The 25,455-nt window shown below is 64.8% G+C and carries 29 protein-coding genes; 19 read left to right on the top strand and 10 right to left on the bottom strand.

What is annotated here, in order from left to right; genetic code table 11:
- The first annotated feature begins 1 nt into the window (after nucleotide 1).
- Nucleotides 2-844, top strand: coding sequence for an isoprenyl transferase (locus tag ACIQC0_RS07925; RefSeq protein ID WP_377216173.1), 843 nt, complete (start codon nucleotides 2-4; stop codon nucleotides 842-844).
- Here ACIQC0_RS07925 and ACIQC0_RS07920 read toward each other — a convergent pair.
- Nucleotides 784-1,815, bottom strand: a complete 1,032-nt coding sequence (locus ACIQC0_RS07920; protein ID WP_400534016.1) for an alpha/beta hydrolase — start codon at nucleotides 1,813-1,815, stop codon at nucleotides 784-786. The two genes, ACIQC0_RS07925 and ACIQC0_RS07920, sit on opposite strands and share 61 nt — an antisense overlap.
- A gap of 106 nt (nucleotides 1,816-1,921) precedes the next feature.
- On the opposite strand from ACIQC0_RS07920, the gene ACIQC0_RS07915 reads away from it, so the two are divergent.
- A complete protein-coding gene (locus tag ACIQC0_RS07915) occupies nucleotides 1,922-2,998 on the top strand; it encodes a quinone-dependent dihydroorotate dehydrogenase (protein ID WP_400534013.1) in 1,077 nt (358 codons plus the stop codon).
- 113 nt (nucleotides 2,999-3,111) lie between these two features.
- Here ACIQC0_RS07915 and ACIQC0_RS07910 read toward each other — a convergent pair whose 3' ends face one another.
- Complete coding sequence (locus tag ACIQC0_RS07910) at nucleotides 3,112-3,714, bottom strand: DUF3043 domain-containing protein (protein WP_400534010.1); 603 nt, start codon at nucleotides 3,712-3,714, stop codon at nucleotides 3,112-3,114.
- Nucleotides 3,715-3,781: 67 nt separating this feature from the next.
- On the opposite strand from ACIQC0_RS07910, the gene ACIQC0_RS07905 reads away from it, so the two are divergent.
- From ACIQC0_RS07905 to ACIQC0_RS07885, 5 genes are all read left to right on the top strand, one after another.
- Complete coding sequence (locus ACIQC0_RS07905; RefSeq protein WP_400534007.1) at nucleotides 3,782-5,218, top strand: dipeptidase; 1,437 nt, start codon at nucleotides 3,782-3,784, stop codon at nucleotides 5,216-5,218.
- A 108-nt stretch (nucleotides 5,219-5,326) separates the two neighbouring features.
- On the top strand, nucleotides 5,327-5,716 hold the full coding sequence (locus ACIQC0_RS07900; protein ID WP_377216178.1) for a HesB/IscA family protein: 390 nt from the start codon (nucleotides 5,327-5,329) through the stop codon (nucleotides 5,714-5,716).
- Between the two features lie 185 nt (nucleotides 5,717-5,901).
- A complete protein-coding gene (gene coxB, locus ACIQC0_RS07895; RefSeq protein ID WP_377216179.1) occupies nucleotides 5,902-6,774 on the top strand; it encodes a cytochrome c oxidase subunit II in 873 nt (290 codons plus the stop codon).
- Between the two features lie 10 nt (nucleotides 6,775-6,784).
- Nucleotides 6,785-8,512 (top strand): cytochrome c oxidase subunit I, encoded by a 1,728-nt coding sequence (ctaD, locus tag ACIQC0_RS07890; protein ID WP_400534003.1) that lies wholly within the window; start codon nucleotides 6,785-6,787, stop codon nucleotides 8,510-8,512.
- On the top strand, nucleotides 8,509-8,910 hold the full coding sequence (locus ACIQC0_RS07885; protein ID WP_377216181.1) for a cytochrome c oxidase subunit 4: 402 nt from the start codon (nucleotides 8,509-8,511) through the stop codon (nucleotides 8,908-8,910). Before ctaD ends, ACIQC0_RS07885 begins: the two co-directional genes overlap by 4 nt.
- A 92-nt stretch (nucleotides 8,911-9,002) precedes the next feature.
- On the opposite strand, the gene ACIQC0_RS07880 is transcribed toward ACIQC0_RS07885, so the two are convergent.
- Nucleotides 9,003-9,299, bottom strand: a complete 297-nt coding sequence (locus tag ACIQC0_RS07880) for an HPr family phosphocarrier protein (RefSeq protein ID WP_377215898.1) — start codon at nucleotides 9,297-9,299, stop codon at nucleotides 9,003-9,005.
- Nucleotides 9,300-9,472: 173 nt separating this feature from the next.
- Here ACIQC0_RS07880 and ACIQC0_RS07875 point away from each other — a divergent pair, with 173 nt between their 5' ends.
- Nucleotides 9,473-10,243, top strand: coding sequence for a GntR family transcriptional regulator (locus ACIQC0_RS07875; protein ID WP_377215897.1), 771 nt, complete (start codon nucleotides 9,473-9,475; stop codon nucleotides 10,241-10,243).
- A 100-nt stretch (nucleotides 10,244-10,343) separates the two neighbouring features.
- On the opposite strand, the gene ACIQC0_RS07870 is transcribed toward ACIQC0_RS07875, so the two are convergent.
- From ACIQC0_RS07870 to ACIQC0_RS07855, 4 genes are all read right to left on the bottom strand, one after another.
- The gene (locus ACIQC0_RS07870) at nucleotides 10,344-12,014 is read right to left on the bottom strand and encodes a cytochrome bc complex cytochrome b subunit (RefSeq protein WP_400533999.1); all 1,671 of its coding nucleotides are present in this window, start codon (nucleotides 12,012-12,014) and stop codon (nucleotides 10,344-10,346) included.
- Complete coding sequence (locus ACIQC0_RS07865) at nucleotides 11,992-13,065, bottom strand: Rieske 2Fe-2S domain-containing protein (RefSeq protein ID WP_377215895.1); 1,074 nt, start codon at nucleotides 13,063-13,065, stop codon at nucleotides 11,992-11,994. The genes ACIQC0_RS07870 and ACIQC0_RS07865 overlap by 23 nt, the downstream gene beginning before the upstream one ends.
- Before the next feature lie 100 nt (nucleotides 13,066-13,165).
- On the bottom strand, nucleotides 13,166-13,954 hold the full coding sequence (locus tag ACIQC0_RS07860; RefSeq protein WP_377215894.1) for a c-type cytochrome: 789 nt from the start codon (nucleotides 13,952-13,954) through the stop codon (nucleotides 13,166-13,168).
- A gap of 86 nt (nucleotides 13,955-14,040) precedes the next feature.
- On the bottom strand, nucleotides 14,041-14,715 hold the full coding sequence (locus ACIQC0_RS07855; protein ID WP_377215893.1) for a heme-copper oxidase subunit III: 675 nt from the start codon (nucleotides 14,713-14,715) through the stop codon (nucleotides 14,041-14,043).
- Between the two features lie 112 nt (nucleotides 14,716-14,827).
- On the opposite strand from ACIQC0_RS07855, the gene trpD reads away from it, so the two are divergent.
- Complete coding sequence (trpD, locus tag ACIQC0_RS07850; RefSeq protein WP_400533994.1) at nucleotides 14,828-15,883, top strand: anthranilate phosphoribosyltransferase; 1,056 nt, start codon at nucleotides 14,828-14,830, stop codon at nucleotides 15,881-15,883.
- A 10-nt stretch (nucleotides 15,884-15,893) separates the two neighbouring features.
- Here the strand turns inward: trpD and ACIQC0_RS07845 are convergent, their stop codons facing one another.
- The gene (locus tag ACIQC0_RS07845; RefSeq protein ID WP_377215891.1) at nucleotides 15,894-16,175 is read right to left on the bottom strand and encodes an Lrp/AsnC family transcriptional regulator; all 282 of its coding nucleotides are present in this window, start codon (nucleotides 16,173-16,175) and stop codon (nucleotides 15,894-15,896) included.
- 71 nt (nucleotides 16,176-16,246) lie between these two features.
- Nucleotides 16,247-16,657, bottom strand: a complete 411-nt coding sequence (locus tag ACIQC0_RS07840; RefSeq protein ID WP_377215890.1) for a DUF3054 domain-containing protein — start codon at nucleotides 16,655-16,657, stop codon at nucleotides 16,247-16,249.
- Nucleotides 16,658-16,744: 87 nt separating this feature from the next.
- On the opposite strand from ACIQC0_RS07840, the gene ACIQC0_RS07835 reads away from it, so the two are divergent.
- From ACIQC0_RS07835 to ACIQC0_RS07790, 10 genes are all read left to right on the top strand, one after another.
- Nucleotides 16,745-17,218: a VOC family protein gene (locus ACIQC0_RS07835; protein ID WP_377215889.1), complete on the top strand. Its 474-nt coding sequence runs from the start codon at nucleotides 16,745-16,747 to the stop codon at nucleotides 17,216-17,218.
- Nucleotides 17,219-17,262: 44 nt separating this feature from the next.
- On the top strand, nucleotides 17,263-17,412 hold the full coding sequence (locus ACIQC0_RS07830) for a hypothetical protein (RefSeq protein ID WP_377215888.1): 150 nt from the start codon (nucleotides 17,263-17,265) through the stop codon (nucleotides 17,410-17,412).
- Nucleotides 17,413-17,638: 226 nt separating this feature from the next.
- Nucleotides 17,639-18,844 carry a type III polyketide synthase gene (locus tag ACIQC0_RS07825; RefSeq protein ID WP_377215887.1) on the top strand — a complete coding sequence of 402 codons (1,206 nt, stop codon included), beginning with the start codon at nucleotides 17,639-17,641 and terminating at the stop codon, nucleotides 18,842-18,844.
- Nucleotides 18,845-18,846: 2 nt separating this feature from the next.
- Nucleotides 18,847-19,536 carry a class I SAM-dependent methyltransferase gene (locus ACIQC0_RS07820; protein WP_377215886.1) on the top strand — a complete coding sequence of 230 codons (690 nt, stop codon included), beginning with the start codon at nucleotides 18,847-18,849 and terminating at the stop codon, nucleotides 19,534-19,536.
- Nucleotides 19,502-20,704 carry an FAD-dependent oxidoreductase gene (locus ACIQC0_RS07815; RefSeq protein WP_400534508.1) on the top strand — a complete coding sequence of 401 codons (1,203 nt, stop codon included), beginning with the start codon at nucleotides 19,502-19,504 and terminating at the stop codon, nucleotides 20,702-20,704. The genes ACIQC0_RS07820 and ACIQC0_RS07815 overlap by 35 nt, the downstream gene beginning before the upstream one ends.
- Nucleotides 20,705-20,741: 37 nt before the next feature.
- Nucleotides 20,742-21,440: a peptide deformylase gene (locus tag ACIQC0_RS07810; RefSeq protein WP_400533988.1), complete on the top strand. Its 699-nt coding sequence runs from the start codon at nucleotides 20,742-20,744 to the stop codon at nucleotides 21,438-21,440.
- Complete coding sequence (locus ACIQC0_RS07805; protein ID WP_400533985.1) at nucleotides 21,433-22,296, top strand: methyltransferase domain-containing protein; 864 nt, start codon at nucleotides 21,433-21,435, stop codon at nucleotides 22,294-22,296. The genes ACIQC0_RS07810 and ACIQC0_RS07805 overlap by 8 nt, the downstream gene beginning before the upstream one ends.
- A gap of 171 nt (nucleotides 22,297-22,467) precedes the next feature.
- Complete coding sequence (locus tag ACIQC0_RS07800; RefSeq protein WP_400533982.1) at nucleotides 22,468-22,941, top strand: NfeD family protein; 474 nt, start codon at nucleotides 22,468-22,470, stop codon at nucleotides 22,939-22,941.
- Between the two features lie 57 nt (nucleotides 22,942-22,998).
- Nucleotides 22,999-23,961, top strand: a complete 963-nt coding sequence (locus ACIQC0_RS07795) for an SPFH domain-containing protein (RefSeq protein WP_377215882.1) — start codon at nucleotides 22,999-23,001, stop codon at nucleotides 23,959-23,961.
- 257 nt (nucleotides 23,962-24,218) lie between these two features.
- Entirely contained in the window at nucleotides 24,219-24,566 is a 348-nt protein-coding gene (locus ACIQC0_RS07790) for an RNA polymerase-binding protein RbpA (protein ID WP_013600997.1), read from the top strand.
- Nucleotides 24,567-24,675: 109 nt separating this feature from the next.
- On the opposite strand, the gene ACIQC0_RS07785 is transcribed toward ACIQC0_RS07790, so the two are convergent.
- Complete coding sequence (locus ACIQC0_RS07785; RefSeq protein ID WP_400533979.1) at nucleotides 24,676-25,416, bottom strand: polyprenol monophosphomannose synthase; 741 nt, start codon at nucleotides 25,414-25,416, stop codon at nucleotides 24,676-24,678.
- Nucleotides 25,417-25,455 lie beyond the last annotated feature (39 nt).

The raw sequence follows: 25,455 nt of genomic DNA, 5'->3' as shown, positions 1-25,455 counted from the left end.
AGTGGCCCTCGGAAAAAAGAAGAACGCCGCCCGGCGCACCCGTCCCGTCGTGGCACCGTACCCGCACCCCTCGGGTGCGGAGGCGCCCGCCATACCGCAGGAGTTTATCCCGCGCCACGTGGCCATCGTGATGGACGGCAACGGACGGTGGGCCAACCAGCGCGGCCTGCCCCGCATCGAAGGGCACAAGGCGGGCGAACCGGCGCTGCTGGATGTCATGGCCGGTGCCATCGAGTTGGGGATCGAGTACGTGAGCGTGTATGCGTTCTCCACGGAAAATTGGCGCCGCTCCCCGGAGGAAGTCCGTTTCCTGATGGGATTTAACAAGGATGTGCTACGCCGCCAAAGGAACCAGCTCGACGAGTGGGGGGTTCGAGTCCGCTGGGCCGGCAGGAGGCCGCGGCTCTGGGGGTCCGTTATCAGGGAACTGGAGGATGCGGAGGAATTCACTGCCGGGAATAGCACCTGTACGTTGACCATGTGTGTTAATTACGGCGGCCGTGCGGAGATCACCGACGCCGTTTCCGCCATCGCGGAGGATGTCGCCGCCGGCAGGATCAAGCCCGGCGCCATCACCGAACGCACCATCCAGAAGTACCTGGACGAGCCGGACCTGCCGGACGTGGACCTGTTCCTGCGCAGCTCCGGTGAGCAGCGCCTTTCCAACTTCCTGCTCTGGCAGTCGGCCTACGCCGAATTCGTCTTCATGGATACCCTGTGGCCGGACGTGGACCGCAGGACCCTGTGGGCGGCCGTGGAAGAGTACGCGCAGCGGGACCGGCGCTATGGCGGTGCCGTGGATGCGGCATCTCCGGACTCCGCGCCGCCCGCCTCGCTACCATAGGCGGCCAGCCAGCGTCCCAGCCGGGCATACGCGTCGTGCCGGACTGCCGCAGGTGAAAGGAACACGTCATGGAGCCCGCCGTCGATCCGTTCCACGGTCACGGTACGGCCAAGCGTCAGTGCACGGGCTGCGATGATGCCCACGTCAAGGACGGCGTCGGCCCGCCGCATCTCATCCGACCAGAAGAGCCCCGTGGCGCTGGTCCGGGACAGCAGCACCAGGACGGGCATCTCCAGTCCCAGCCCCCGCGCCACCTGCGCGTGGCCGGACAGCACCGCGTTCAGCCAGCCCGCACGGACGGGAAAAGCCATCGGAGGCCTGTAACGGTCGTCCAGGTTCCATTCGCCTTCGGCCGCGCTGCTGATGGTACGCCAGTAGTAGCCGCGCTCCGGTAGGCGCAGCACCGCTTCAGGACGGAAACGTGCCACAGGACCAACCATGCCCGCCGCGGCGCGGCGGACCAGCGAGCTCCCGTGCATCTCTAGCCAAGGACTGTTGAGGACCAGCCCGGCGAGACCTTCCGGGTGCCGGCTGGCCCAGAGGGCAGCGACCAATCCGCCGGTGGAGTGCCCCATCAGCGTCAGGGGCGCGCCCGCTTCGTCACGGATGAGGCTGATGGCCGTGGCCAGTTCGGCGTCATAGTCTGCGAGGTCTGCCACATAGCCGCCCGGCAGCCCGGGCCGGATGCTCCGGCCATGGTTGTGCATGTCGAGGGCATAGAACGCATAGCCGCGCCTTGCCCAGAAGCGGGCGAGGTCGGTGTTGAAGAAGTAATCGCTCCAGCCGTGCAGGAAGAGCACGGCGCCTATCGCCGGCCGCCGGCCCCGTGCCTCCGCCGGAGGGGGATCCGCGGATTCGGCGCCGGGGTGCAGCCTCACCAGGGTGGCGGTCCGCTGCACCCCGTCCTCACCGGCGGCAACGAAGGCCAGCGACTCGAAGCCGCCGCCCAGAATGTCCTGCTCCCACTGCATGGCCCCATATTAACCAACCGGCAGCTACCTGCCCCGGCTGACTGTTCCCCGGGCCCGTTACAGGGCGCGGTTTGGTCTGGGCTTCCGAAACCGGAAAACTAGAGGCATGCGCGTTTACCCCACTTTCTTCAGGCTTGCCTTTTCATGGATGGACGCCGAGCGCGCCCACACCCTCGGGTTCAAGGGGATCCGGCTTGCCCACCGCACGCGTGCCGGGAAGGTCCTGCAGAAACTGACAGCCCCGCCTGCCTCGCTGCAGACCACGGCTTTGGGCCTGACATTTCCGTCTCCTTTCGGCCTCGCAGCCGGCTTTGACAAGGAAGGCCACGGCATTGAAGCCCTCACCGAACTCGGCTTCGGCCATGTCGAGGTGGGCACCATCACCGGGCAGGCGCAGCCGGGCAACGAAAAGCCCCGGCTGTTCCGGCTGATCCAGGACCGCGCCGTCATCAACCGCATGGGGTTCAACAACGACGGCGCCGCGGCAGTAGCGCCGCGACTTAAGGCCGCGCGCGCCGCACTTCAGCGCAAGCACCCTGCGGTCCGGCCGGTCATCGGCGTGAACATCGGCAAGACCAAAGCTGTTGAACTCGAAGACGCCGTGGCCGATTACCTTGTCAGTGCCCGCAACCTCGCCCCGGCCGCAGACTATTTGGTGGTTAACGTCAGTTCTCCGAATACCCCGGGCCTGCGGCTGCTGCAGGACGTCGAAACGCTTCGCCCGCTGCTGTTAGCAGTGGGGGAGGAAGCCGACCGCGCAGCCGGCCGGCACGTGCCGCTCCTCGTCAAGATCGCGCCGGACCTGAGCGATGAGGATATTGACGATGTTGCCCGCCTTGCGCTGGACCTGAAGCTGGACGGCATCATCGCTACCAACACCACCATCGCGCGCACCGGCCTTGCCTCGCCCGCGGACGAGGTGGAGCGCTGCGGTGCCGGTGGCCTCTCCGGCGCGCCCCTCAAGCATCGTTCCCTGGAAGTGCTGCGGCGGCTCAAGCAGTCCGTTGGCGACCAACTCACCCTGGTGGCTGTGGGCGGCGTGGAAACAGCCCGGGACGTGCAGGAACGGCTGGATGCAGGTGCCACCCTGGTACAGGGCTACACGGCGTTCCTCTACGAGGGTCCGTTCTGGGCGGCCCGCATTAACAAGGGACTGGCCCGGAACCGGCGCCAGGCACGCTAACGCCCTGAAGAGGTCCGTGCAGTAAAGAGTTCCGGTGCATAAACGAATGAACCCCGGCGGACTGGTCCACCGGGGTTCTGCCGTCTTGGACGGCAAGGGAATAATGACGCCGGTCAGACCGGGTACTGGCCGCGCTTGACCTGGGGTTTGGGAAGCCGCAGCTTTCGGAACTGGAGTGACCGCATGGAACCGTACCAGACGGTGCCGCGTTCCACCTCGCCGAACTTTGATTCAAGGGCCCTGCGGAGTTTACGGGACAGGATGAACACGTCCACGAAGACGGCCAGGAACATCAACCAGAAGCCACCCAGCACGTAGACCATCAGGTCGCTGGAGGCCGGCACCACGAGGGAAACCAGCACAAAGACCAGCGCGCCGAACATCAGGTACTCGCCCAGGCTGAACCGTGCGTCCACAAAGTCGCGGGCAAACCGCTTCTGCGGACCCTTGTCCCGCAGCGGCAGGAACCTTTCGTCGCCGGTGTCCAGGGCCTGGCGCATCTTCAGCCGCTGCTCCTGCACCGCCTGGCGTTCGGCTGCCTTGGATGCCTTGCGGTCCTCGGGCACCAATGGCCGCTTGCGGGCTGCTTCCTGGGCCTTGCGGGTGGGGGTCGGCGCGCCTTTTCCGGTCGCTCCGCCCTGGCGCGCCGCGGCTTCTGCCGCCTGCTGGTCTACTGATTCCTGCGCCGAGGGCGCTTCCTTTTTACGTCCGAACACCCGTACAGAATACCTTGTGCGCGCAGGCGCGAACCGCGCCTGATGTGACGGAGGTAATGTTCTCGGCATGACTTCCAACCCCGCCCAAAACAGCCTGACGGAAGATCTCCGCTCAGCAATCGACGCCAGCTTCCACGACACCCTCGCCCGGCTCAAGGAACTCGTGGCCATCCCGGGGATCGCGTGGCCCAGTTTCGACCGTGCCCCGCTCGACCACAGTGCCGAGGCCACCGCCGCACTCCTGCGGACCGCCGGCCTGGCCGAAGTCCGCGTGCTGGGCTGCGACAAGGAGGACGGGACGCCCGGGGGACCCGCCGTCGTCGCCCGCCGTCCCGCGCGGGACGGAAAGCCGACCATCCTTCTCTATGCCCACCACGACGTCCAGCCCGCCGGCGACGAGACGCTGTGGGAGACCCAGCCGTTCACCGCCGTCGAAAAGGACGGGAGGCTGTACGGCCGCGGCGCGGCGGACGACAAGGCCGGGATCATGGCGCACGTCGCGGCCTACGCCGCGGCGGCGGAAGTCCTGGGCGACTCCTTCGGGCTGGGCGTGACCTTCTTCTTCGAGGGCGAGGAAGAAGCAGGATCACCCACGTTCCGGACCTTCCTGGAAGCGAACCGGGAACTGCTCCGGGCGGACGTCATCGTGGTGGCCGATTCCAGCAACTGGAAGGTGGGCACGCCGGCACTGACCACCAGCCTGCGCGGCCTCGTTGACGGCACCATCGAGGTCCAGGTCCTCGACCATGCAGTGCACTCGGGCATGTTCGGCGGCCCGGTGCTGGACGGAACCACGCTGCTGTCGCGTTTGATTGCCACGCTGCACGACGAGGACGGGAACGTGGCCGTCCGCGGACTGGTGGCCGCGGACACGGCAGCGGTGGACCTCCCGGAGGAGGATTACCGGGCGGACGCGTCCGTCCTGGCCGGGGTGCGCCTGGCCGGGACCGGAAGCATCGCCTCCCGGCTGTGGACCAAGCCTGCGCTGTCGATCATCGGCATTGATGCGCCGGCAGTGGATGTCGCGTCGAATACGCTGCTGCCCCGCGCCCGGGCAAAGTTCAGCCTGCGCCTGGCGCCGGGGCAGGATCCCGCCGAGGCCATGGCGGCCATGCGCCGGCATGTCGAAGAGAACGCACCCTTCGGCGCTAAAGTCGTCTTTACTCCGGGCGAGAGCGGTAATCCGTTCTCCACCGACACGTCCTCATCCGCGGCGGCCCTGGCCATGTGGGCGCTGGGCGAGGCCTGGGGCGTGCCCGCCGTGGAAACGGGCATCGGCGGCTCGATTCCCTTCATCGCGGACCTCACGGAGATGTATCCGGACGTGCAGATCCTCGTGACCGGAGTGGAGGACCCGGACTCACGGGCCCACAGCGCCAACGAGTCCCTGCACCTGGGCGATTTCCGCAACGCAATCCTGGCCGAAGCGCTCATGCTGGCACGGCTGAATAATGAGGGACTCCGGGAACAAGCGCGGGCCGGGCATGGTTACGCAGGGAGTTAGAGCTACACGCCTGTCCGACGTAGCATGTAGCTATAGCCCATACCGAATCCGTAAGGGCAGGCACTGCCACGGCAGTGCCGCCAGGACCGCTCAAAGAAGGTAGGCCACATGAGCACCGCAACCAATGAGAACAGCACTGAAACCACCGCCGCGGCCAGTGACGAACTAGCCGTCCATGAGGTTAACCTCACCGACGTCGCCGCAGGCAAGGTACGCAGCCTTCTCGAACAGGAAGGCCGCACGGACCTGCGCCTTCGGGTTGCCGTGCAGCCCGGCGGCTGCTCAGGGCTGATCTACCAGCTCTACTTCGACGAAAGGCTGCTGGACGGGGACGCCGTCCGGGACTTCGACGGCGTGGAAGTTGTCGTAGACAAGATGAGCGTTCCGTACCTCACCGGCGCCAGCATTGACTTCGAGGACACCATCTCCAAGCAGGGCTTCACCATCGACAACCCCAACGCCGGTGGCTCCTGCGCCTGTGGAGATTCCTTCCACTAGCCCGGTTGTTTCGCCCGATGCCGGCGCCGGACGCCCCGCGAGGAGAACAGCGGGGAGCCACGGCGCCGACATGTGGGCGAAACGCCCGGCGGAGCGGTAAGCTCTACACCGAGTAGTAAAACTTTTAGTGTGCCCGGAGCGCCAATGGCTGCCCGGGCAACAGCATCAAGTAGGAAGGGCCGTCTGTGAGTTCGCAGAACCGAACCGGCAGCCGACGCAAAACGATCACCACGATCACAGGCTTGGCAGTTGCCGGCGCGTTGGTTTTGACCGGATGTTCGCCAGAGGTAGAGAAGGGGTGGCTGCCCACCGAGCGTGGCACCACCAGCAACACCGACCGCATCATGGACCTCTGGGTCAACTCATGGATTGCCGCCCTCGTGGTGGGTGTCATTACCTGGGGCCTGATCATCTGGTGCCTGGTGGCCTACCGCCGGCGCAAGGGGACCGTGGGTTTCCCGCGGCAGACCAGCTTCAACCTGCCCCTGGAAGTCTTCTACCTGACCATCCCCATCTTCATGGTCCTGGTGTTCTTCTACTTCACCGACCGCGACCAGCAGGCCATTGACGACCGGTCGCAGCCTGCGGACGTCGTTGTGGATGTCCGCGGCAAGCAGTGGGCCTGGGACTTCAACTACAAGGCTGGAGACGTCATTGAAGAAGACGTCCACGAGGCCGGCGTGCAGGCGCACCTGACGGGCAACACCATCGACAAGGAATTGCTTCCCACGCTGTATCTGCCGGTTAACAAGTCGGTTGACCTCGAGCTCAACGCCCGTGACGTCATCCACTCTTTCTGGGTACCCGCTTTCCTGCAGAAGCGCGACATGATCCCGGGCAAGACCAACTACATGCGGTTCACCCCCACCAAAGAGGGAACCTACGACGGCAAGTGTGCCGAACTCTGCGGTGAGTACCACTCCGAAATGCTGTTCCGCGTCAAGGTGGTGTCCGAAGCTGAATTCCAGGCCCACCTGGAGGAACTGAAGGCGGCCGGCAACACGGGCCTGATCGGCAACGAGTACGACCGCAACCCGAACGTGAACGACATCAAGTAAGGGCAGCGACGTGGCTACATACACCCAACCCGCACCCACCGGAGCCCTGACTGCTCCCGTGGTTCCCAAATCCAAGGGACGCATCGTCGTCAACTGGATCACCTCCACTGACCACAAGACCATCGGGTACATGTACCTGATCGCGTCCTTCGTGTTCTTCTGCTTCGGCGGCGTCATGGCGCTGCTGATCCGTGCCGAACTCTTCGAGCCGGGTATGCAGATCCTGCAGACCAAGGAACAGTACAACCAGCTGTTCACCATGCACGGCACGGTCATGCTGCTGATGTTCGCCACCCCGCTCTTCGCCGGGTTCGCGAACGTCATCATGCCGCTCCAGATCGGTGCGCCTGACGTTGCGTTCCCGCGACTGAACGCCTTGGCCTTCTGGTTCTTCCTGTTCGGCTCCACGATTGCGGTGTCCGGCTTCATCACCCCGCAGGGAGCGGCCTCCTTCGGCTGGTTTGCCTACGCGCCGCTGTCCAACACCACGTTCAGCCCCGGCGTCGGCGGTGACCTCTGGGTCTTCGGCCTGGCACTGTCCGGTTTCGGAACGATCCTTGGTGCCGTCAACTTCATCACCACGATCATCTGCATGCGTGCCCCGGGCATGACCATGTGGCGGATGCCGATCTTCACCTGGAACACGCTTATCACCGCGATCCTGGTCCTGATGGCCTTCCCGCCGCTGGCGGCAGCGCTGTTCGCCCTCGGCGCCGACCGCCGGTTCGGTGCACACATCTTCGACCCGGAAAACGGCGGCGCAGTGCTCTGGCAGCACCTGTTCTGGTTCTTCGGCCACCCCGAGGTCTACATCATCGCCCTGCCGTTCTTCGGTATCGTTTCGGAGATCTTCCCGGTGTTCAGCCGCAAGCCGATCTTCGGTTACAAGGGCCTGGTGTACGCGACCATTGCCATCGCCGCCCTGTCGGTGACCGTGTGGGCCCACCACATGTACGTGACCGGCTCGGTACTGCTGCCGTTCTTCGCCTTCATGACCATGCTCATCGCAGTGCCCACCGGCGTGAAGTTCTTCAACTGGATCGGCACCATGTGGCGGGGTTCGCTGACGTTCGAGACCCCCATGCTGTGGAGCATCGGCTTCATCATCACCTTCCTCTTCGGTGGCCTGACCGGCATCATCCTGGCTTCGCCGCCGCTGGACTTCCACGTTTCGGACTCCTACTTCGTGGTGGCGCACTTCCACTATGTGGTGTTCGGTACCGTTGTGTTCGCCATGTTCGCAGGCTTCTACTTCTGGTGGCCCAAGTGGACCGGCAAGATGCTGAACGAGCGCCTGGGCAAGATCCACTTCTGGCTCCTGTTCCTCGGCTTCCACGGCACCTTCCTCATCCAGCACTGGCTGGGCGTCGAGGGCATGCCCCGCCGCTACGCCGACTACTTGGTCGAGGACAACTTCACTTGGATGAACCAGTTCTCCACCGTTGCATCCTTTGTCCTGGGCGCTTCGCTGATCCCGTTCTTCTGGAACGTCTACATCACCTGGCGCAGCAACGACCGCGTCACCGTGGATGACCCGTGGGGCTTCGGCGCTTCCCTGGAGTGGGCAACGTCCTGCCCGCCGCCGCGCCACAACTTCACGTCACTGCCCCGGATCCGTTCGGAGCGTCCCGCCCTGGACCTGCACCACCCGGAGCTGCGCCAGGTGCACACCGTCGAGTCGCCCGCTCCCGTTGCACAGGCATTGGGCAACGCTGACCAGAAGGACACTGCCCAGTGAAAATCGAATCTTGGATCTTTGGAGCCGGAGTATTCTTCTTCGTTCCCGTTTCGATCGTCTATGGTTTCCTGACCGACTGGAGCGAGTGGGTCGGCATCCTCGGCGTCCTGCTGGTCGGCGGGCTCGCCGGAATGATCGGCGCCTACCTCGGTTTCACGGCCAAGCGGGTAGGCCTCCGTCCCGAGGACCGCAGCGACGCTGAAATCCACGAAGGCGCCGGCGAGCAGGGGCACTTCAGCCCCTGGAGCTGGTGGCCGCTGGTTCTCGGCCTGGCCTGCGCAGGTGGCTTCCTGGGTCTGGCTGTCGGTTGGTGGATCGTCTTCGTAGCTGCTGGCCTGGCGGTCGTCGCCCTTGTCGGCTGGGTGTACGAATACAGCCGTGGAGACCACGCGCACTAGGACACCACATATAGCCAAACGGCGCCGGGCCCCACCATTGCGGTGGGGCCCGGCGCCGCTTTTCGTGTTGCAGGGAGATGTACAACCAGCGGTCAGCCGTTGTTTCCCTGGGACTCGAGGAGGGCGGCCAGCGACGAAAGAATCCGCTCCGCTTCCTCGGTGAGGTGCGGCTCACGAGCTGTCTCGGACTCGATCTCCAGACGAACTTCGCACCCATGCTGAAAGTCTGCCGCCATGACCTGCAGCAGCGACCGGGCGTCGGCTGCGGCCGTTCCGTCCTTGCTGATAGTGACGGGTAATCCGGACGCGGTGACTGCCCGGACAAACTCAGCGGCTGGTCTGGCATGCAGGCCGACCAGGGCCCTGACCACGGCCTTGCGTGATGGCAAAAGTACTCCTCGATTCGGCTTCCTCACGAAGCCGCTATGCAATTTCCCATCCAATATAGCCGCCGCGCCTACGGCTCCGGACACCCGCCCCGCCATGTTGCGGAAAGCGGGGCATTAGCGGTCTAGACCTGCCATAAAATGGATGCTGCAACCCAACGGCAGGGAGAACAACCATGGCAGGTAGCGCTGCGGCCATTGCAGGCACTATCGACCGCGAGAGTGGCATCGCCATATACGTCCAGCTCCGCGAAATCCTCCGGACCTATATCGCTGAGTCATGTCCCCCAGGGTCGGCGCTGCCCTCCGAACGGGATCTCGCGGACCGTTTCGGCCTGGCCCGCATGACGGTCCGGCAGGCGATTGATGCCCTGGTAGGGGAGGAGGTCATCGAGCGCGTGGTGGGGCTGGGGACTTTCGTGCGCAAGCCGAAGGTTGATCTCCAGGTAAAGCTGACGTCATACAGCGAAGAGATGCAGCGCCGCGGGATGGTACCCGCTGCCAAAGTCCTGAGCTTCGAGCAGATCGGCGCCAGCGCCTTTCTGGCGCGCGAACTCCAGGTTGAGGAGGGAACGCCCCTGGTTCGCTTCCGGCGGCTTCTGCTCGCCGATGGAGAGCCGATGAGCGTTGATGAGAACTTCATCCCGGCCCATCGGGTGCCGGGGCTGCTGGACCAGGAGCCCCCTACGTCTCTCTACAACGTCCTCAGTGAACAATTCGGGCTGGTGATGGAGTGGGGGGAGGACATGATCGAGGCGACGGCCGCCTCCCCCTCCACCGCGCGGCTCCTGAACGTGGAGGTGGGCTCGCCGTTGTTGAAGATTCAACGCCATGCGTTTGTTGCACGTGCCATGGTTGACTATTCGGTGTCCTACTACCGTGCCGACCGCTACAAGCTGTGGGTTCCGCTCCAGCGGCCCGGTGCGCGGAGGGCGCGAAACCACTAAACGCGCCGTTCCCCCCGTGGATGCCGGCGCAGGCTGGGGAGACGTGAAAGACGGAAGGCCCGGTCCTTATGGACCGGGCCTTCCGTCTATGGCATGGAACCTAGTGGCTCAGACTCTTGGACTCGTCGGCTGCCTCGACCGCCGCATGTCCGTGGCCGTGTGCGGCCTCGAGTTCAGCAGGAGTGGCCGGAGCGACACGATCCTCGAAGAACCACCGGGAGAGGAACGCGCGACGCTTCTCCTTGCGTGTCACCACGCCGTGCTCGTTCGGTTGGGCAGGAATCACCGTTGGCGACTCGAAACCAACCAGCTTGTAGCGCTTGTACTCGTCCAGCGGAGCGTGGACCTCGATGAATTCACCATGCGGCAGGCGAACAATGCGGCCAGTCTCCCGGCCGTGGAGGGCGATCTCGCGGTCCTTGCGCTGGAGGGCCAGGGCCACTCGCTTGGTGACAATGAATGCGATGACCGGTCCGATGAAGAACAGGGCCCGCAGCCAGTAGGTCACGTCGTTCAGAGAGACACTGAAGTGCGTTGCGATAAGGTCGGAGCCCGCAGCGGCCCACATCACGCAGTACCAGACAAAGCCGGCCATACCGATAGCCGTACGGGTAGGAGCGTTACGGGGACGGTCCAGCACGTGGTGTTCCCGGGTGTCCTTGGTTACCCAGCTCTCGATCCACGGGTACATGAACATAACAGTGAACAGTATGCCGGCCGGGACCAGGGCCGGGAGCAGCACGTTCAAGGTGAGCGTGTAACCGAAAATCACGTATTCGAAGTAGAAGTCGCCGATGACGCCGGGCATCAGGCGGAGAGCGCCGTCAACGAATCCGATGTACCAGTCGGGCTGGGTGCCTGCAGACACAGGGGAAGGGTCGTACGGGCCATAGTTCCAGATCGGGTTGATGGTGAAGAACCCGGCCATCAGAGCCAGGACCCCAAACACGATGAAGAAGAAACCGCCTGCTTTGGCTGCGTAGACAGGACCCAGAGGATAGCCCACAACATTGTTGTCGTTGCGGCCTGGACCGGGGTACTGGGTGTGCTTGTGCACTACCACCATGAAGAGGTGCAGGACAATCATCAGCAGGATCAAGGCCGGTACCAGCAGAATGTGCAGGACATACAGGCGGCCGATGACGGCCGTGCCGGGGAACTCGCCCCCGAAGAGGAAGAACGAGATATATGTACCGACGACCGGGATGGACTTGATGACGCCGTCGATGATGCGCAGGCCGTTACCGGAGAGCAGGTCATCGGGGAGGGAGTAGCCGGTGAAGCCGGCAGCCATGGCCAGGATCAGCAGGACGCCACCTACGACCCAGTTCATTTCACGGGGCTTGCGGAACGCCCCGGTGAAGAACACCCGCAGCATGTGCACGGCAATCGAGGCAACGAAAAGTAGTGCGGCCCAGTGGTGGACCTGGCGCATGAAGAGGCCGCCGCGGATATCGAACGAGATGTTCAACGAGGAGCTGTAGGCAACCGACATCTCCACGCCCTTCAACGGCACGTACGAACCCTCATAGTGCGTCTCCGCCATGGAGGGATCGAAGAAGAACGTCAGGAAGGTGCCTGAGAGCAGCAGTACTACGAAAGAGTAAAGTGCCACTTCGCCGAACATGAAGGACCAGTGGTCGGGGAAAACCTTGCGGCCGAATTCACGGAGGATCCCGGAACCGCCGACACGCGCGTCAACGAAGTCGGTAATCCGGCCTGCCTTGGTTTTGGCGACGAAAGCGGGCTCAGCTGTTGATGCTGCGCTCATGCATATCACGCTCCCAGTAACTCGGTCCTACAGGTTCTTTGAAATCGCTGGTAGCGACAAGGTAGCCCTCGTCATCGACTGCGATAGGCAGCTGGGGCAGTGGGCGGCTCGCCGGTCCGAAGATCACCTTGCACTCTTGAGTGAGGTCGAAGGTGGATTGGTGGCACGGGCACAGCAGGTGGTGGGTCTGCTGCTCGTAAAGGGCAACAGGGCATCCCACGTGGGTGCAGATCTTGGAATACGCAACAATACCGTTGTAGCCCCAGTCTTCACGGCCCTCGGAAGGGTTGAGCGACGCGGGGTCAAGGCGCATGAGCAGGACGACGGCCTTGGCCTTCTCGTTCAGCTTGCCTTCGTGGAGCTCGTTGAGCCCCTCCGGAATGACGTGGAACGCGGACCCGATCGTGACATCCGAGGCCTTGATGGGGGTACCGTCCGGGTCGCGGGTAAGGCGCTTAAGCTTGCCTTCCTGCGGAGCCCACATGGTGTGCGCCAGCTTGTCATCGGGACGCGGTCCCAGGTCGCCGAAGATGGCGACGGCGGGGAGGGGTGCAAGCGCCACAGCGCCGAGGAGGGTGTTGCGGATCAGCGGACGGCGCTTGATGCCGGTTTCCTCCACAATGTCGTCCACGATGCGGACTGCAGCCTGGCGGTCCTCTTCGTAGCGGATCGCGTGGCGCTCTTCCGAGACTTCGTGGTCGGGCATCAGGGCCTTGGCCCAGTGGACGATGCCGGTACCAATGCCGAGCATCGCGAAGGCGGTGCCAAGGCCAAGCAGCATGTTCTGCAGCCGGATAGTGCCGATGCTGGATTCTTCGCCTCCCAGGTCGATGGCAAAGTACGCCACCAGGAAGATCAGGGTTCCAACAACAGAGATGCCAAATAGTAAGGCGACCTGCCGTTCTGCCCGCTTTGCGGCCTTCGGGTCCGTGTCAGCCAGGCGCAAACGGTGCGGGGGAATTCCAGGGTCCTGGAACTTCTCCACCTCATTCTGACCAGCCGTAGCTACGGTGCCCGAGTGGTTCGGACTGCCGTCACTATGGTTGCCCATAATTCGCCTCATCCTTCTCTCGTCCCGGCGGTAGCCGGGTTAGTTTCTAATTTCAAGCTGCTGTTGACCAGCAGAAGTGTTTGCCCGTTCGGGCGGATCCCTAGGATGTCCGGGAGGTTAGCCAAATCGTGAAAGCGATGATGACGCCGAGGCCGGCAACCCACACAAAAAGACCTTCGGCAACGGGACCCAGGGAGCCCAGGGCGGCGCCACCGGGCGAACCGGTGCTTTCGATCTGCTTCAGGAACGTGATGATGTCACGCTTGCCCTCTGGGGAGATGTTCGAGTCGCTGAAGACGGGCATATTCTGCGGACCGGTGACCATGGCCTCGTAGATGTGTTTTCCGGAAACGTCGGCCAGGCCCGGGGCGAACTTGCCCCGGGTCAGTGCACCACCGGCAGCGGCCGCGTTGTGGCACATCGCGCAGTTGACGCGGAAGAGCTCGCCGCCTTCGGCTGCGTTTCCGCCTTCGTCCAGCAGTCCTTCTTCAGGGATTGCCGGGCCGGCACCGAGAGAGGCAACGTAGGCTGAAAGCTGCTCGGTCTGCTCATCGTTGAACTGGACTGGCTTCTTAAGGGCCTGAGGGCCGTTCATCTGCATCGGCATGCGGCCGGTTCCGACCTGGAAGTCCACGGATGCTGCACCGACGCCTACCAGGGAAGGGCCGTCCTGGGTGCCGCTGGCTCCCATGCCGTGGCAGGTGGCGCAGTTGGCGGCGAAGAGCTTGCCGCCTTCTTCGACATCATCGGAGCTGTAGCTCGTCGTGGAGGCCTTTGCCTCATTGACGGAGGTGGCCGCAGCGTAGATCCCACCCGTGAGGAGGAGGCCCATCAGAAGCAGCGCGATGGCTGCGAGTGGGTGACGCCGCTTTTGTGAGAGTGCCTTCACGTGGTGGTTCCTTTATTCGATCGTGCGCCGGCTCGTGGAGCCGCTACCTGAAATTCTGCCTCTTGTAGAAAAAGAATCAAAGCTGGCTACTTGAGTACGTAGATGACCAGGAAGAGGCCGATCCACACCACGTCGACGAAGTGCCAGTAGTACGACGTGACGATCGCGGAGGTGGCCTCGAAGTGGCCGAACTTCTTGGCTGCGAAGGAGCGTCCCATAATCAGCAGGAAGGCGACCAGTCCACCGATCACGTGCAGGCCGTGGAAGCCGGTGGTCATGTAGAACGCGGAGCCATAGGCGTTCGAGGAGAGCGATACGTGCTCGGAGACGAGCATCGCGTATTCGGTGGCCTGGCCGGCGACGAAGAAGGCGCCCATCAGGAACGTGAGGGTGAACCATTCGTTCATTCCCCAGCGGCCGAACTGGAAGACACCACCGGTTCGGCGCGGCTGGAGGCGCTCGGCGGCGAAGACGCCCATCTGGCAGGTGAAGGAACTTGCCACGAGGACGATGGTGTTGGCGAGCGCAAACGGGAAGTTCAGTTTGGCGGTCTCATCCGCCCACATCTCACCACTGGTGGAGCGGAGCGTGAAGTACATGGCAAAGAGACCGGCAAAGAACATCAACTCGCTGGAGAGCCACACTACGGTTCCAACGGAAACCATATTGGGGCGGTTCAGCGTGGGGTGCGCCGGGGTACTGGGGGCATGGGTCGCAGATGTCACATAGACATTATGTCTGTAAAAGTCCGTGCTGCCCAACGCAAACCGCCTTTTGGAAGGACTTTTTCTACAAAGACGCGAAATCGCGGTGAAAAGTTCCCCGGGGCCGTTCATATTGGTCACCCGCTGGTGTGATCGATAGCATCAGGACGTGACTTCTCAGGCATCCACGGCGCCGGTCAACTCCTGGCCCCGCCTTATCTCGGCGTTGATCAAAGGCACGGACCTCACGGCCGACGACACCTCCTGGGCCATGGACAGGATCATGTCCGGAGAAGCGACGCCGGCCCAGATTGCCGGCTTCCTGGTGGCGCTCAGCGCCAAGGGCGAGACGGTGGAGGAACTGTCCGGCCTGGTGGAGACGATGCTGCTGCATGCCAACCCGATCTCGATCGCAGGCGAAAAGCTGGACATCGTCGGCACCGGGGGCGACCAGCTCAACACTGTGAATATCTCCAGCATGGCAGCCCTGGTGGCTGCCGGGGCCGGCGCAAGAGTGGTCAAGCACGGGAACCGCGCCTCGTCGTCGTCCTCGGGTTCCGCGGACGTGCTGGAGGCACTCGGCGTGCGGCTGGACCTGCCCATAGAGAATGTGGCGAGGAACGCCGCAGAGGCTGGTATCACCTTTTGCTTCGCGCAGGTCTTCCACCCGTCATTCCGCCACACCGCCGTGCCGCGCAGGGAACTTGCCATCCCCACTGCCTTTAACTTCCTGGGCCCGTTGACGAACCCGGCACGGGTGCAGGCCTCGGCTGTCGGCGTCGCCAATGCACGGATGGCTCCCCTGGTGGCAGGAGTACTGGCGCAGCGGGGGAGCAGGGGCCTGGTGTTCCGAGGAGACGACGGGCTGGACGAGCTCACCACCACTGGACCGTCCACTGTATGGGAGATCCGGGACGGTGCCGTCACTGAAGCGGGGTTCTCGCCGGAAGACCTGGGCATCAGGCTGGCGACAGTCGAACAGCTTCGTGGCGGCGATGCGGAGGCCAACGCCCAGGTGGTGCGCGACGTGCTTGCAGGACAGGAAGGCCCTGTACGCGATGCGGTTCTGCTCAATGCGGCGGCCGGGCTCGTGGCGTTCGACACAGCCGCCGAAGGGACCTTCCTGGAGCGGATGCGCACGGCTTATGTCCGCGCCCAGCAGTCCATAGATTCCGGAGCGGCGGCTGCCGTGCTCGATAAGTGGGTCGCGCTGACCCGCCCCTGATCCGGCCGGCTTACTGCTCGAATCCTAGGGCGAAGGCGGCGTCGAGGTCGTGTTGTGAGTAGGCCCGGAAAGCAATGTGCGTAGTCGTGTGCACTACAGCGGGCACCTTGGAAAGCTTGTCTGCAATGACGTCGGCGAGGTCCTCGTGCCTGGCCACCCGCGCTACGGCGATCAGGTCCCATTCACCGGTCACCGAATACACCTCACTGATTCCCTCGATGGCCGAGATCTCTTCAGCCGTTTCCGGAATGCGGGCGGCGTCGGTCTTGATCAGAACGAATGCGGTGATCACGGTGAATCCTTTCGGATCAGTTGCGCCGTAGCAATGCCCGGCAAGCTTTTCGGTGCTGACAGCCTATTACATCAGGGCAATGTTCCCCGCGAGGTTGAGCGCACAACGAGCCCTGCCAGCAAGCGATAGCCGAGCAGCAGAACGCCCAGGCTCAGGAACGCGACGATCACGAAGGGGAGCACTACCGTTTGTCCTGTGAGGGCGCGCAGGAGCATGCCGCCTGCCAGGCTGCAAAGCCAAATCACGACGCCGGCCCATCGCACCTTCAACGGGTGCAGCCATGCACGGGAGGCCAGCCAGCCTATCGCCGCGCCGGCCAGGAACGGCCACGCGGTTAGCAGCACCCCCGCCACTACGTCTCCACGTTCGTGGGCTCCGCGTCCGACAGCGGCAAACAGCATGATCAGCACGGCGTCAGTCAGTGCCACAGCGGCTACGGGCCAGGGGGACCGCAGGTCGCGGCGGCTAAGCAGGGAAGGCATGCTTCGAGCCTAGCGTCCACAGGCTGCGTCTTCGTGCCGTTGTGTGTGGCAAGTGGCAGGGTTAGGCTCGGGGCGGAAGGGGGCACCATGCCGCGCAATATTGGAACCTGCCTGTGGTTTACGGACCAGGCTGAGCAGGCAGCCGAGTTTTACACGTCTGTTTTTGACGGGGGACGGGTCGTGAATGTGTCGCGGTTTGGCGACGGCGGGCCGGGTGGTTCCGGCCACGCGGCCGCAGTCGAATTCGAGATTGAAGGGCGACGGTTCATGGCACTTAACGGATCCAGGGGAGCACCTTTTACCGCGGCTGTCTCACTGGTGGTTGACTGCGAGAACCAGCAAACCATCGACAGGTACTGGAATGCGCTGACTGCCGGCGGTTCCGAGGGACGCTGCGGATGGCTTACCGACCGGTTTGGCCTGACGTGGCAGATCGTGCCCACCGGATTGCCCGGGCTGATCGGTGGCCCTGATGCCGCTGGGTCGCGCCGCGCCATGGATGCCATGTTGGGAATGGGCAAGCTTGACGTAGACGCACTCCAGAAGGCCTACAGGGGCTGAGCGCCGGTGGGCAGGGGAGTTGGCTGCTGTGCGGGCATCGGGCTGTGAACAAGGCGCTGTGGATCTGCTCCCTGCTCGGGGCGGCCGTCGGGATCACGCTGGGATTGGCTGTCTTTGACAATCCTGTGCTGGGCTTCGCGCTGGGGCTCGGCGTGGGGGCGCTGGTTGGTACTTCCATCGGGCGCAGGGCATAGCTTCACATTTCGCTGCTTTGGCCTCACGCCAGGCGCCTCGCGCGTAGGAGTGCAGGGAAGAGAAGCCATCGTGCCGCGACGGGGATATCAAAAGCGTTACTTGACATAATGTAGATTATCGGCGTTTTCCAAGTGGTGTCGGACAGGGGTTCCCTGAGCCGCATGAGATGGCAAACGGGCAGGTCAGGCCATTGTCTAAACGTCCGGCCTCGCTAAGAATGAGTTGATGACGGTCTACGTGCAAGCCCTCGAAACCGCAGTTCCACCAACGAAGCTCATCCAGTCCGAGGCCCGCGACGTGTTCGCAGCACAGCCGGGCCTGACACGGCTTGGCTCCAGGCTGGTCAGCACGTGCTTCGATTCCGCCGCGATCGATACCCGGTATACGGCCGTCGATGAGCTGACGATGGATCACGGCGCTGACGATCCACAGTTCTTCGACGCGGCCACGGGCCTGCTCCTGAACCCGAGCACCAAAGTCCGCAACGAGATCTTCGGCCGCGAGGCCACCAGGCTCTTCGTCCAGGCCGCGCGCGCTGCGGTGAATGCGTGTCCGGACCTCAATTTACTTGACATAACTCATCTGGTCACCGTCTCCTGCACGGGCTTTTTCAACCCCGGGCCTGACTACAAGATCGTCAGGGAGCTTGGCCTGGACCCCGCCGTGCAGCGTTACCATCTCGGATTCATGGGCTGCTATGCGGCCTTTCCCGCCCTTCGTGCGGCTAAACACTTCTGCGAGGCGGACCCCAACGCCGTCGTCCTGGTGGTCTGCGCGGAACTCTGCTCCCTGCACGTGCGCACCTCCAATGATCCGGACACCATCATGGGATCGGCACTCTTTGCCGATGGTGCCGCAGCGGCGGTCATCACCGCCCGTCCCGGCACGCGGGAATCAGCCCTGCTCCAGCTGGACCACTTCGAGACAGTCCTCACGCCTGTCGGAGAGGACTCCATGGCCTGGAACATCGGCGACCACGGGTTCGAGATGATCCTGGGTAATTACGTGCCGCATATCATCGATGACCACATCATCGGCGCCCTCCGGCCCCTGCTGGCGCGGGACCCGGAACTCGAGCCCCTCCCCTACGCCTCCATCCCCCACTGGGCGATCCACCCCGGTGGCCGGAGCATCCTGGACAAAGTCCAGTCCCGCCTGGAGCTCACGGACACCCAGTTGGTCCCCGCCCGGGAAACACTGCGCAATTACGGCAACATGAGCAGCGCAACGGTCCTCTTCGTCCTCAAACACATTCTGGCGCAGCCGCCTGTAACAGACTCCGGTCAGAAAGACGCCGGCGAACGGATCTGCTCGATGGCCTTCGGACCCGGACTGACCGTGGAGACAGGGCTTTTCACCAAGCTGCGGCAGCAGCCGGACGTCGCAACAGGCGTGTCAGAGCCCGGCCGGGCGCAAGTGCCGGTGGGCTGAGCATGCCACTCCTGATGCGGCGGCGGGCGGCAGCGGCGGAAGAGCTCATGGACCGGCCGGACTGCGATCCCGCCCGCCTGGAAAACACGTACCGCCAGTTCGGCGTGGTTAATCGCGTGGTGTCGGGATGGCGCCGGCTCTACGTCCGTGAAGTGCGTCCGCTCCTCGCCCCGACCGGCACGGCAACGCTTCTGGACGTCGGGTCCGGCGGCGGAGACCTCGCCGTCACCCTGCGCCGATGGGCACGAAGCGACGCTTTCGACCTTCGGATCACCGGGATCGACCCTGATCCCCGGGCCATTGCTTTTGCCGTCCAACGCCCCCCAGTGAGTGGCGTGGAATTCCGCCAGGCGCACAGCTCCGACCTGGTTGCTGAGGGCAGGCGCTACGACCTGGTGGTCTCCAACCATGTCCTCCACCATCTCAGCCCGGCCCAGCTCCACCAGCTGCTGGAGGACACGGAAACCCTCGCCACCCGCCTCTGCCTCCACAATGACCTTCGCCGCAGTCCTGCCGCCTACGCACTGTTCAGCGTGGCGGCGCTGCCGTTCAGGCACTCGTTCATCCGGGCAGACGGGCTGACATCCATCCGCCGGAGCTATACACCGGCCGAACTCACCGCGGCAGCGCCGCCGGGCTGGGCGGTGGCCCGCACCGCTGCCTTTCACCACGCGCTCGTGCGCCGTGCCTGAAGCGAGGCCGGATGTCGCCATTGCCGGGGGCGGCCCTGTCGGGCTGTACCTGGCTGTCCTGCTCCTGCAGCAAGGGCTCAGCGTTCGGGTGTATGAACAGCGCCGCACCCGCGAACGTCACTCGCGGGCCATCGGGATCCATCCCCCGGCACTGCGCGCGCTGGCCCTGGCCGGGGCCGCTTCGGCGATGGTGCGGGACGGCGTCCCGATCCGTTCCGGCTTGGCCATGAGCCGGGGGCGGGTGGTGGGCAGAATGGACTTTGGTGGCGTCGCGGAGGATTTTCCCTTCATCCTGGCGCTCCCGCAGTTCCGGACAGAGGAGATCCTGGAGGAACGGGTCCTCGCCCTCGACTCCGGGGCCATCGTGCGGGGCGCGAAGGTTACAGGAGTAGCGGACGACGGCGGCGCGGTCACCTTCACGGTCCGCTACACCACGGGCAGGACACCCCCAGCCGTACTCACCGCCGGGGTCCTGGTCGCCGCGGACGGCGCCCGGTCCGGTTTGCGGGACTATTTCGGCCCGGCCGTGGTCAGGCGGAACTACCCGGACCACTACCTGATGGGAGACTTCGCGGCCGGGGACCTGGACGCGGAGCGGGCGGTCCTGTTCCTCGAACCGGACGGAATCGTGGAGTCCTTTCCCCTGCCCGGCCATCTGCGGCGCTGGGTGGTGCGGTTGCCGGCGCCCGCAGGCAACGCGGATGCGACTGAGCTGGGCAGGCTGGTGCGCCAGCGGACCGGGATCAATCCGGCTCCGGCGACGAACACCATGCTGAGCGCCTTCAGTGTCCGCTCCGCGATTGCCCGTGACTCCGTGCGCGGCCGGGCCGTCCTGCTGGGGGACGCCGCGCACGAGATCAGCCCCATCGGCGGCCAGGGAATGAACCTGGGCTGGCTGGATGCCGCCTCCCTGGCGCCGCTGATGCCGCGCATCCTGGCCGGTCCCTACCCGGCGGGGGAACTGCGGGACTACGGGCGTGCCCGGCACCGGGCAGCACTCGTGGCCAGGCGCCAAGCCGAAATCAACATGCTGCTGGGCCGCCCCCTGCCCGCTCCCCTGCTCACCGCGCGCAATGCCGCCGTCGGCGCCGCCGCGGCAGTTCCAACGGTCAACAGATGGGTGGCCCGCCGCTTTACGATGCAGTCGGATACCAGCGGGCCGGCATAACGGCCCAGGACTGCCGGCCGGCCGATAGGCTGGGTCCATGACCCATACCCCTCCGCGGACGCCACTGGGCGCCGCGGAAATCAGCGACCTGGTGGACCGGATCCTCGACGCCGGCACCCTGCCGCCCATTGTGCAGGCGGGCCATCCGGCCCTGCGCCAGCAGGCCGCGGCCTTCGACGGCCAGTTGTCACGGGACCGGCTGGAACGGTTAATCGGTCTCATGCGGCAGGTGATGCATGAGGCCCCCGGCGTCGGTCTTGCGGCACCCCAGCTGGGCATTCCCCTCCAGCTTGCGGTGCTCGAGGACCAGTTCGACGTCGATCCGGAGGCCGCCACCCTGCGGCGACGAAGCCCGCTGGAATTCCTGGCCATCCTGAATCCGCGGTACGGCCCCGCCGGGCCCACCACGGCGGCGTTCTATGAAGGCTGCCTCTCGCTCAACGGTCTCCAGGCCGTCGTGGCTCGTCCGGAGTCGGTGGTGCTGGAGTTCCAGGCGCCCGACGGCGCGGCGCAGCGCCGGGAGTTCTCGGGCTGGCAGGCCCGCATTGTGCAGCATGAGACGGACCATCTCAATGGAATCCTCTACCTTGACCGGGCGCAACTCCGATCCCTGAGCACCAATGCCGAGTACGCCGCGCACTGGGCCGAGGCCGGTACCGGCAAGGCACAGGAAGGGCTGGGCTTCGACGCCACCCCTGCAGGAATCAGTGTCCCGGGGGCGCATCCCGATGCCTGACGCTGCCCTGCCGCTGCTGTGCCCGGTGTGTTGCGGTCCCCTCAGCCGGGCGGGCGTCGGGGCAGCCGCAGCGCGAACGCTTTCCTGCGCATCGGGCCACAGCTTCGACGCAGCCCGGCAGGGCTACTTCAACTTCCTGGTGGGCAAAGGCACTCCCTTCGAACCGGACTCCGCCGCGATGGTGGAAGCACGCGTCAACTTCCTGTCCCGCGGGCATTACCTGCCGCTCGCCCGGGCGGTGGCAGCCGCCGTCGTGCCTTCCCTGGGTGAGCACCCGGCTGTCCTTGACTCAGGAACGGGAACCGGCCACTACCTGCGGGCCGTACTTGATGCTTCGGCAGCGGCGGGAAGGCCGGCCGCCGCGCTGGGCCTGGACATTTCGAAGTTCGCGCTGCGCCGCGCTGCGCGCCTGAATCCGGAAGCCCTCAACGTGGTGTGGGACGTGTGGCGGCCGCTGCCGCTCGCCGACGATTCAGTCGACGCCGTCACCGTCGTCTTCGCTCCCCGCAACCCGGCCGAGTTCGCACGCGTCCTGAGACCCGGCGGCCGCCTCGTCGTGGTGACCCCGCGCCCCGGCCATCTCAACACTGTCGCGGACCTGACCGGCATGTTGGGGCTTGAAGAAAGCAAGGAGGACCGACTGGGGCAGGCCATGGCCGAACATTTCGATACCCACAGTGCGGCCCCCGTGGATATTCCGCTGGAGCTCTCCCGCCAGGACGCTGCCGACCTGGCGCTCATGGGTCCGGCCGGACACCATCTGGACAGGGAGAGCGTGGAGGCGCGTCTTGCCGGCGTGCCGGAACCCCTCCAGGCGGGCGCACGGTTCCAGGTAACGGTATTCGCGGTTCGGTGACGGCCCTTACCGGGCACGTGTCGGCCCACTGCGGTCTTGCGGATAACGAGTTGGCCACGGTAAGGCTGCCGACCGTATGATCCTGCCCACAGTGCACCCGCCGCGCCTACGATGGGAAGACAGGCACAGGCGGCACCGCGCGCGGTTGCCGTGCTGCGAAGGGGGCACGAAGTGTTCGAATGGTTGGGCGAAAACTGGTGGGCGTTGTGGCTCACGGCCTTCCTTGCCTTTGCCGTGGTCGAAATGATCACCCTGGATCTCTTTTTCATCATGCTGGGAGGCGGCGCCCTCGCTGCACTCGTCGCGGATTTCGCCGGCGCGGACCTTTGGCTGCAGATTGTCGCCTTTTGCGTGGTTTCACTGCTGATGATCGGATTTGTCCGGCCCGTCGCCCTGGCGCACTTAAAGAACGGGCCGGCAACCCAGCGCAGCAACATCGACCGGCTTATCGGCGAGCACGCCGTGGTGATGGAAGCGGTGACGTCCGACGGCGGCCTGGTCAAGATCGGGGGCGACGTCTGGACTGCGCGCACCGCCTCGGGAATCCTGCCGGCGGGGCAGCGCGTCGTCGTGTCCGCGATCGAGGGAGCCACAGCAGTCGTGTCAGCCGACGCCGTCGAACCGCCGCCTGCGGGCGCCGCCTGACCGCCCCGGCGCAGCCGGTACCGCTACAGCCACAACTGATTGGGGAAGAGGGAATAGATGGATATCGCCGGAGGTGCCGCGCTGACCATAGTCCTCGCGGTCCTGATCGTCTTTGTGATTATTGTCCTGGTCCGTTCGGTACGGATCATTCCGCAGGCCAGGGCGGGCGTGGTGGAGCGGCTGGGCAAATACCAGCGCACGCTGAACCCGGGACTGACCATCCTCATCCCGTTCGTGGATCGGCTCCTCCCCCTTCTGGACCTGCGCGAGCAGGTTGTCTCCTTTCCGCCCCAGCCGGTGATCACCGAGGACAACCTGGTGGTATCCATCGACACCGTGGTCTACTTCCAGGTCACCGATGCGCGGGCGGCCACCTACGAAATCGCCAACTACATCCAGGCCGTGGAACAGCTCACCACAACCACCCTGCGAAACGTGGTGGGCGGCCTGAACCTCGAGCAGGCCCTCACCTCCCGAGACCAGATCAACGGGCAGCTTCGCGGTGTCCTCGACGAGGCCACCGGCCGATGGGGCATCCGGGTCTCGCGGGTGGAGCTCAAGGCCATCGACCCGCCGCACTCCATCCAGGACTCGATGGAAAAGCAGATGCGTGCCGAGCGCGACCGCCGGGCGGCCATCCTGACCGCCGAAGGCACCAAGCAGTCGGCCATCCTCACCGCCGAAGGCCAGCGCCAGGCCTCCATCCTCGCGGCCGAGGGTGACGCCAAGGCCGCCATCCTGCGGGCGGACGGTGAAGCGCAGGCCATCCAGAAGGTCTTCGATGCCATCCACCGGGGAAACCCCGACCAGAAGTTGCTGGCCTACCAATACCTGCAGACGTTGCCCAAGCTGGCCGAAGGGTCGGCGAACAAACTCTGGATCATTCCCAGCGAAGTGGGCGAGGCGCTCAAGGGAATCGGGAACGCGTTGGGCGGGACCAGTCCGGACGCCTCCGGCGGCCTGTTCGATGAAGCGGGCACTCCTCCGGTGGATCCCGTGGCGGACCGGGCCGAACCCTAGGCGCACCGTAACCCTGGGCTAACCGGGCCGAACAAGGCCGGAGGACCCTCCTAGGGACCCTCCGGTTTTTGCCGCGCAGCCCTCTGCGCCCGTATAATGGGGTATTTGTCCGGCTTGAGCAAATCTGCCGGAACAAGAGAGCTTGGCGATGCGTTGAATCTTATGATGCAGCAAAGCGCAAACGATAGTCCGGTGATGCCACGGTGCCGCCGGCTTCCGCGGAGTCCCGCTCCGCGAACCGACCAGAGGGAGAAATCATGAGCGATCGCAGCCTGCGGGGCATGCGCCTTGGTGCGCAGAGCATGGAGACCGAGTCCGGAGTTGAGCCGGCTCCGCGCCAGCGCGTTGAATACCGTTGCGAGGACGGCGAGCAGGTGTTTGTCACCTTCTCCTCCGAGGCAGAGATTCCTCCGGTGTGGGTTTCCAAGACCGGCAAGGAAGCCCTCCTGGTTGACGGCGAACGTCCTGATACCAGCAACGACAAGGCTGTCCGGACGCACTGGGACATGCTCCTGGAACGCCGCTCCCTGCCCGAGCTCGAGCAGATCCTTGAGGACCGCCTCACCATCCTGCGCGAACGCCGCGGAGAACGGCGCAGCGCCTAGGACCCGGCTTCACCACCGGCCTCTTATGCCGTAGCGCAAAAGGGGGCGGCCGCTGCAACTGCAGCGGCCGCCCCCTTCGGTGTTCAGATCCGTTTCGGCGGTCGGACCCTTAGGGGCGGGCGGCCTTCCGGCGGGTCAGGGTGTTCCAGCGGGCCAGCAGGCCCCACTTGGTGACGTTAATCATTGCCTCGACAACGATGTTGCCGCTCATCTTGGAGGCACCCAGCTCGCGCTCGACAAAGGTGATGGGCCGCTCCTCGATCCGCAGGCCCAGCTTGGCCACACGCCAGGCGAGGTCCACCTGGAAGCCGTAGCCCACAGAGTCCACCTCAGCCAGGTTCAGTTTTTCCAGCGTGGTGCGTCGGAATGCGCGGTAGCCGCCCGTGACGTCCTTGATCTTCAGGCCAAGCATGAGCCGTGCGTAGGTGCTGCCAACGCGGGAGATGGCCTGGCGGTACAGCGGCCAGTTCACCACGCTGCCGCCGGGCACCCAACGGGAGCCCATGGCCAGGTCCGCGCCCTGCTCAATGGCTTCGAGGAGCTGGGGCAGTTGTTCCGGCTGGTGGGAGCCGTCGGCGTCCATTTCGACCAGAATGTCGTAGCCGGCGTCCAGGCCCCACTTGAACCCTGCGATGTAGGCGGCCCCGAGGCCTTCCTTGCCTTTGCGGTGAAGAACATGGACTTGGGCGTCCTCGGCTGCGAAGGTGTCTGCCAGCTTGCCGGTACCGTCAGGGCTGTTGTCGTCAACCACCAGGACATCCGATGCCGGCACTGCGTCCCGGAGCCGCTTCAGCGTCTTGGGCAGTGATTCCAGCTCGTTGTAGGTGGGGATGATGGTAAGGACGCGCACTGAGGGCCTTTCCGGGTGGGAGCGGTCGGAGCGCCTGGC

The sequence above is a fragment of the Pseudarthrobacter sp. NPDC092419 genome (genome assembly GCF_044755045.1).
Taxonomy (GTDB): domain Bacteria; phylum Actinomycetota; class Actinomycetes; order Actinomycetales; family Micrococcaceae; genus Arthrobacter.
Note: the sequence above shows the minus strand (reverse complement) of the source record. Positions and strands in the feature narration are given on the sequence as shown.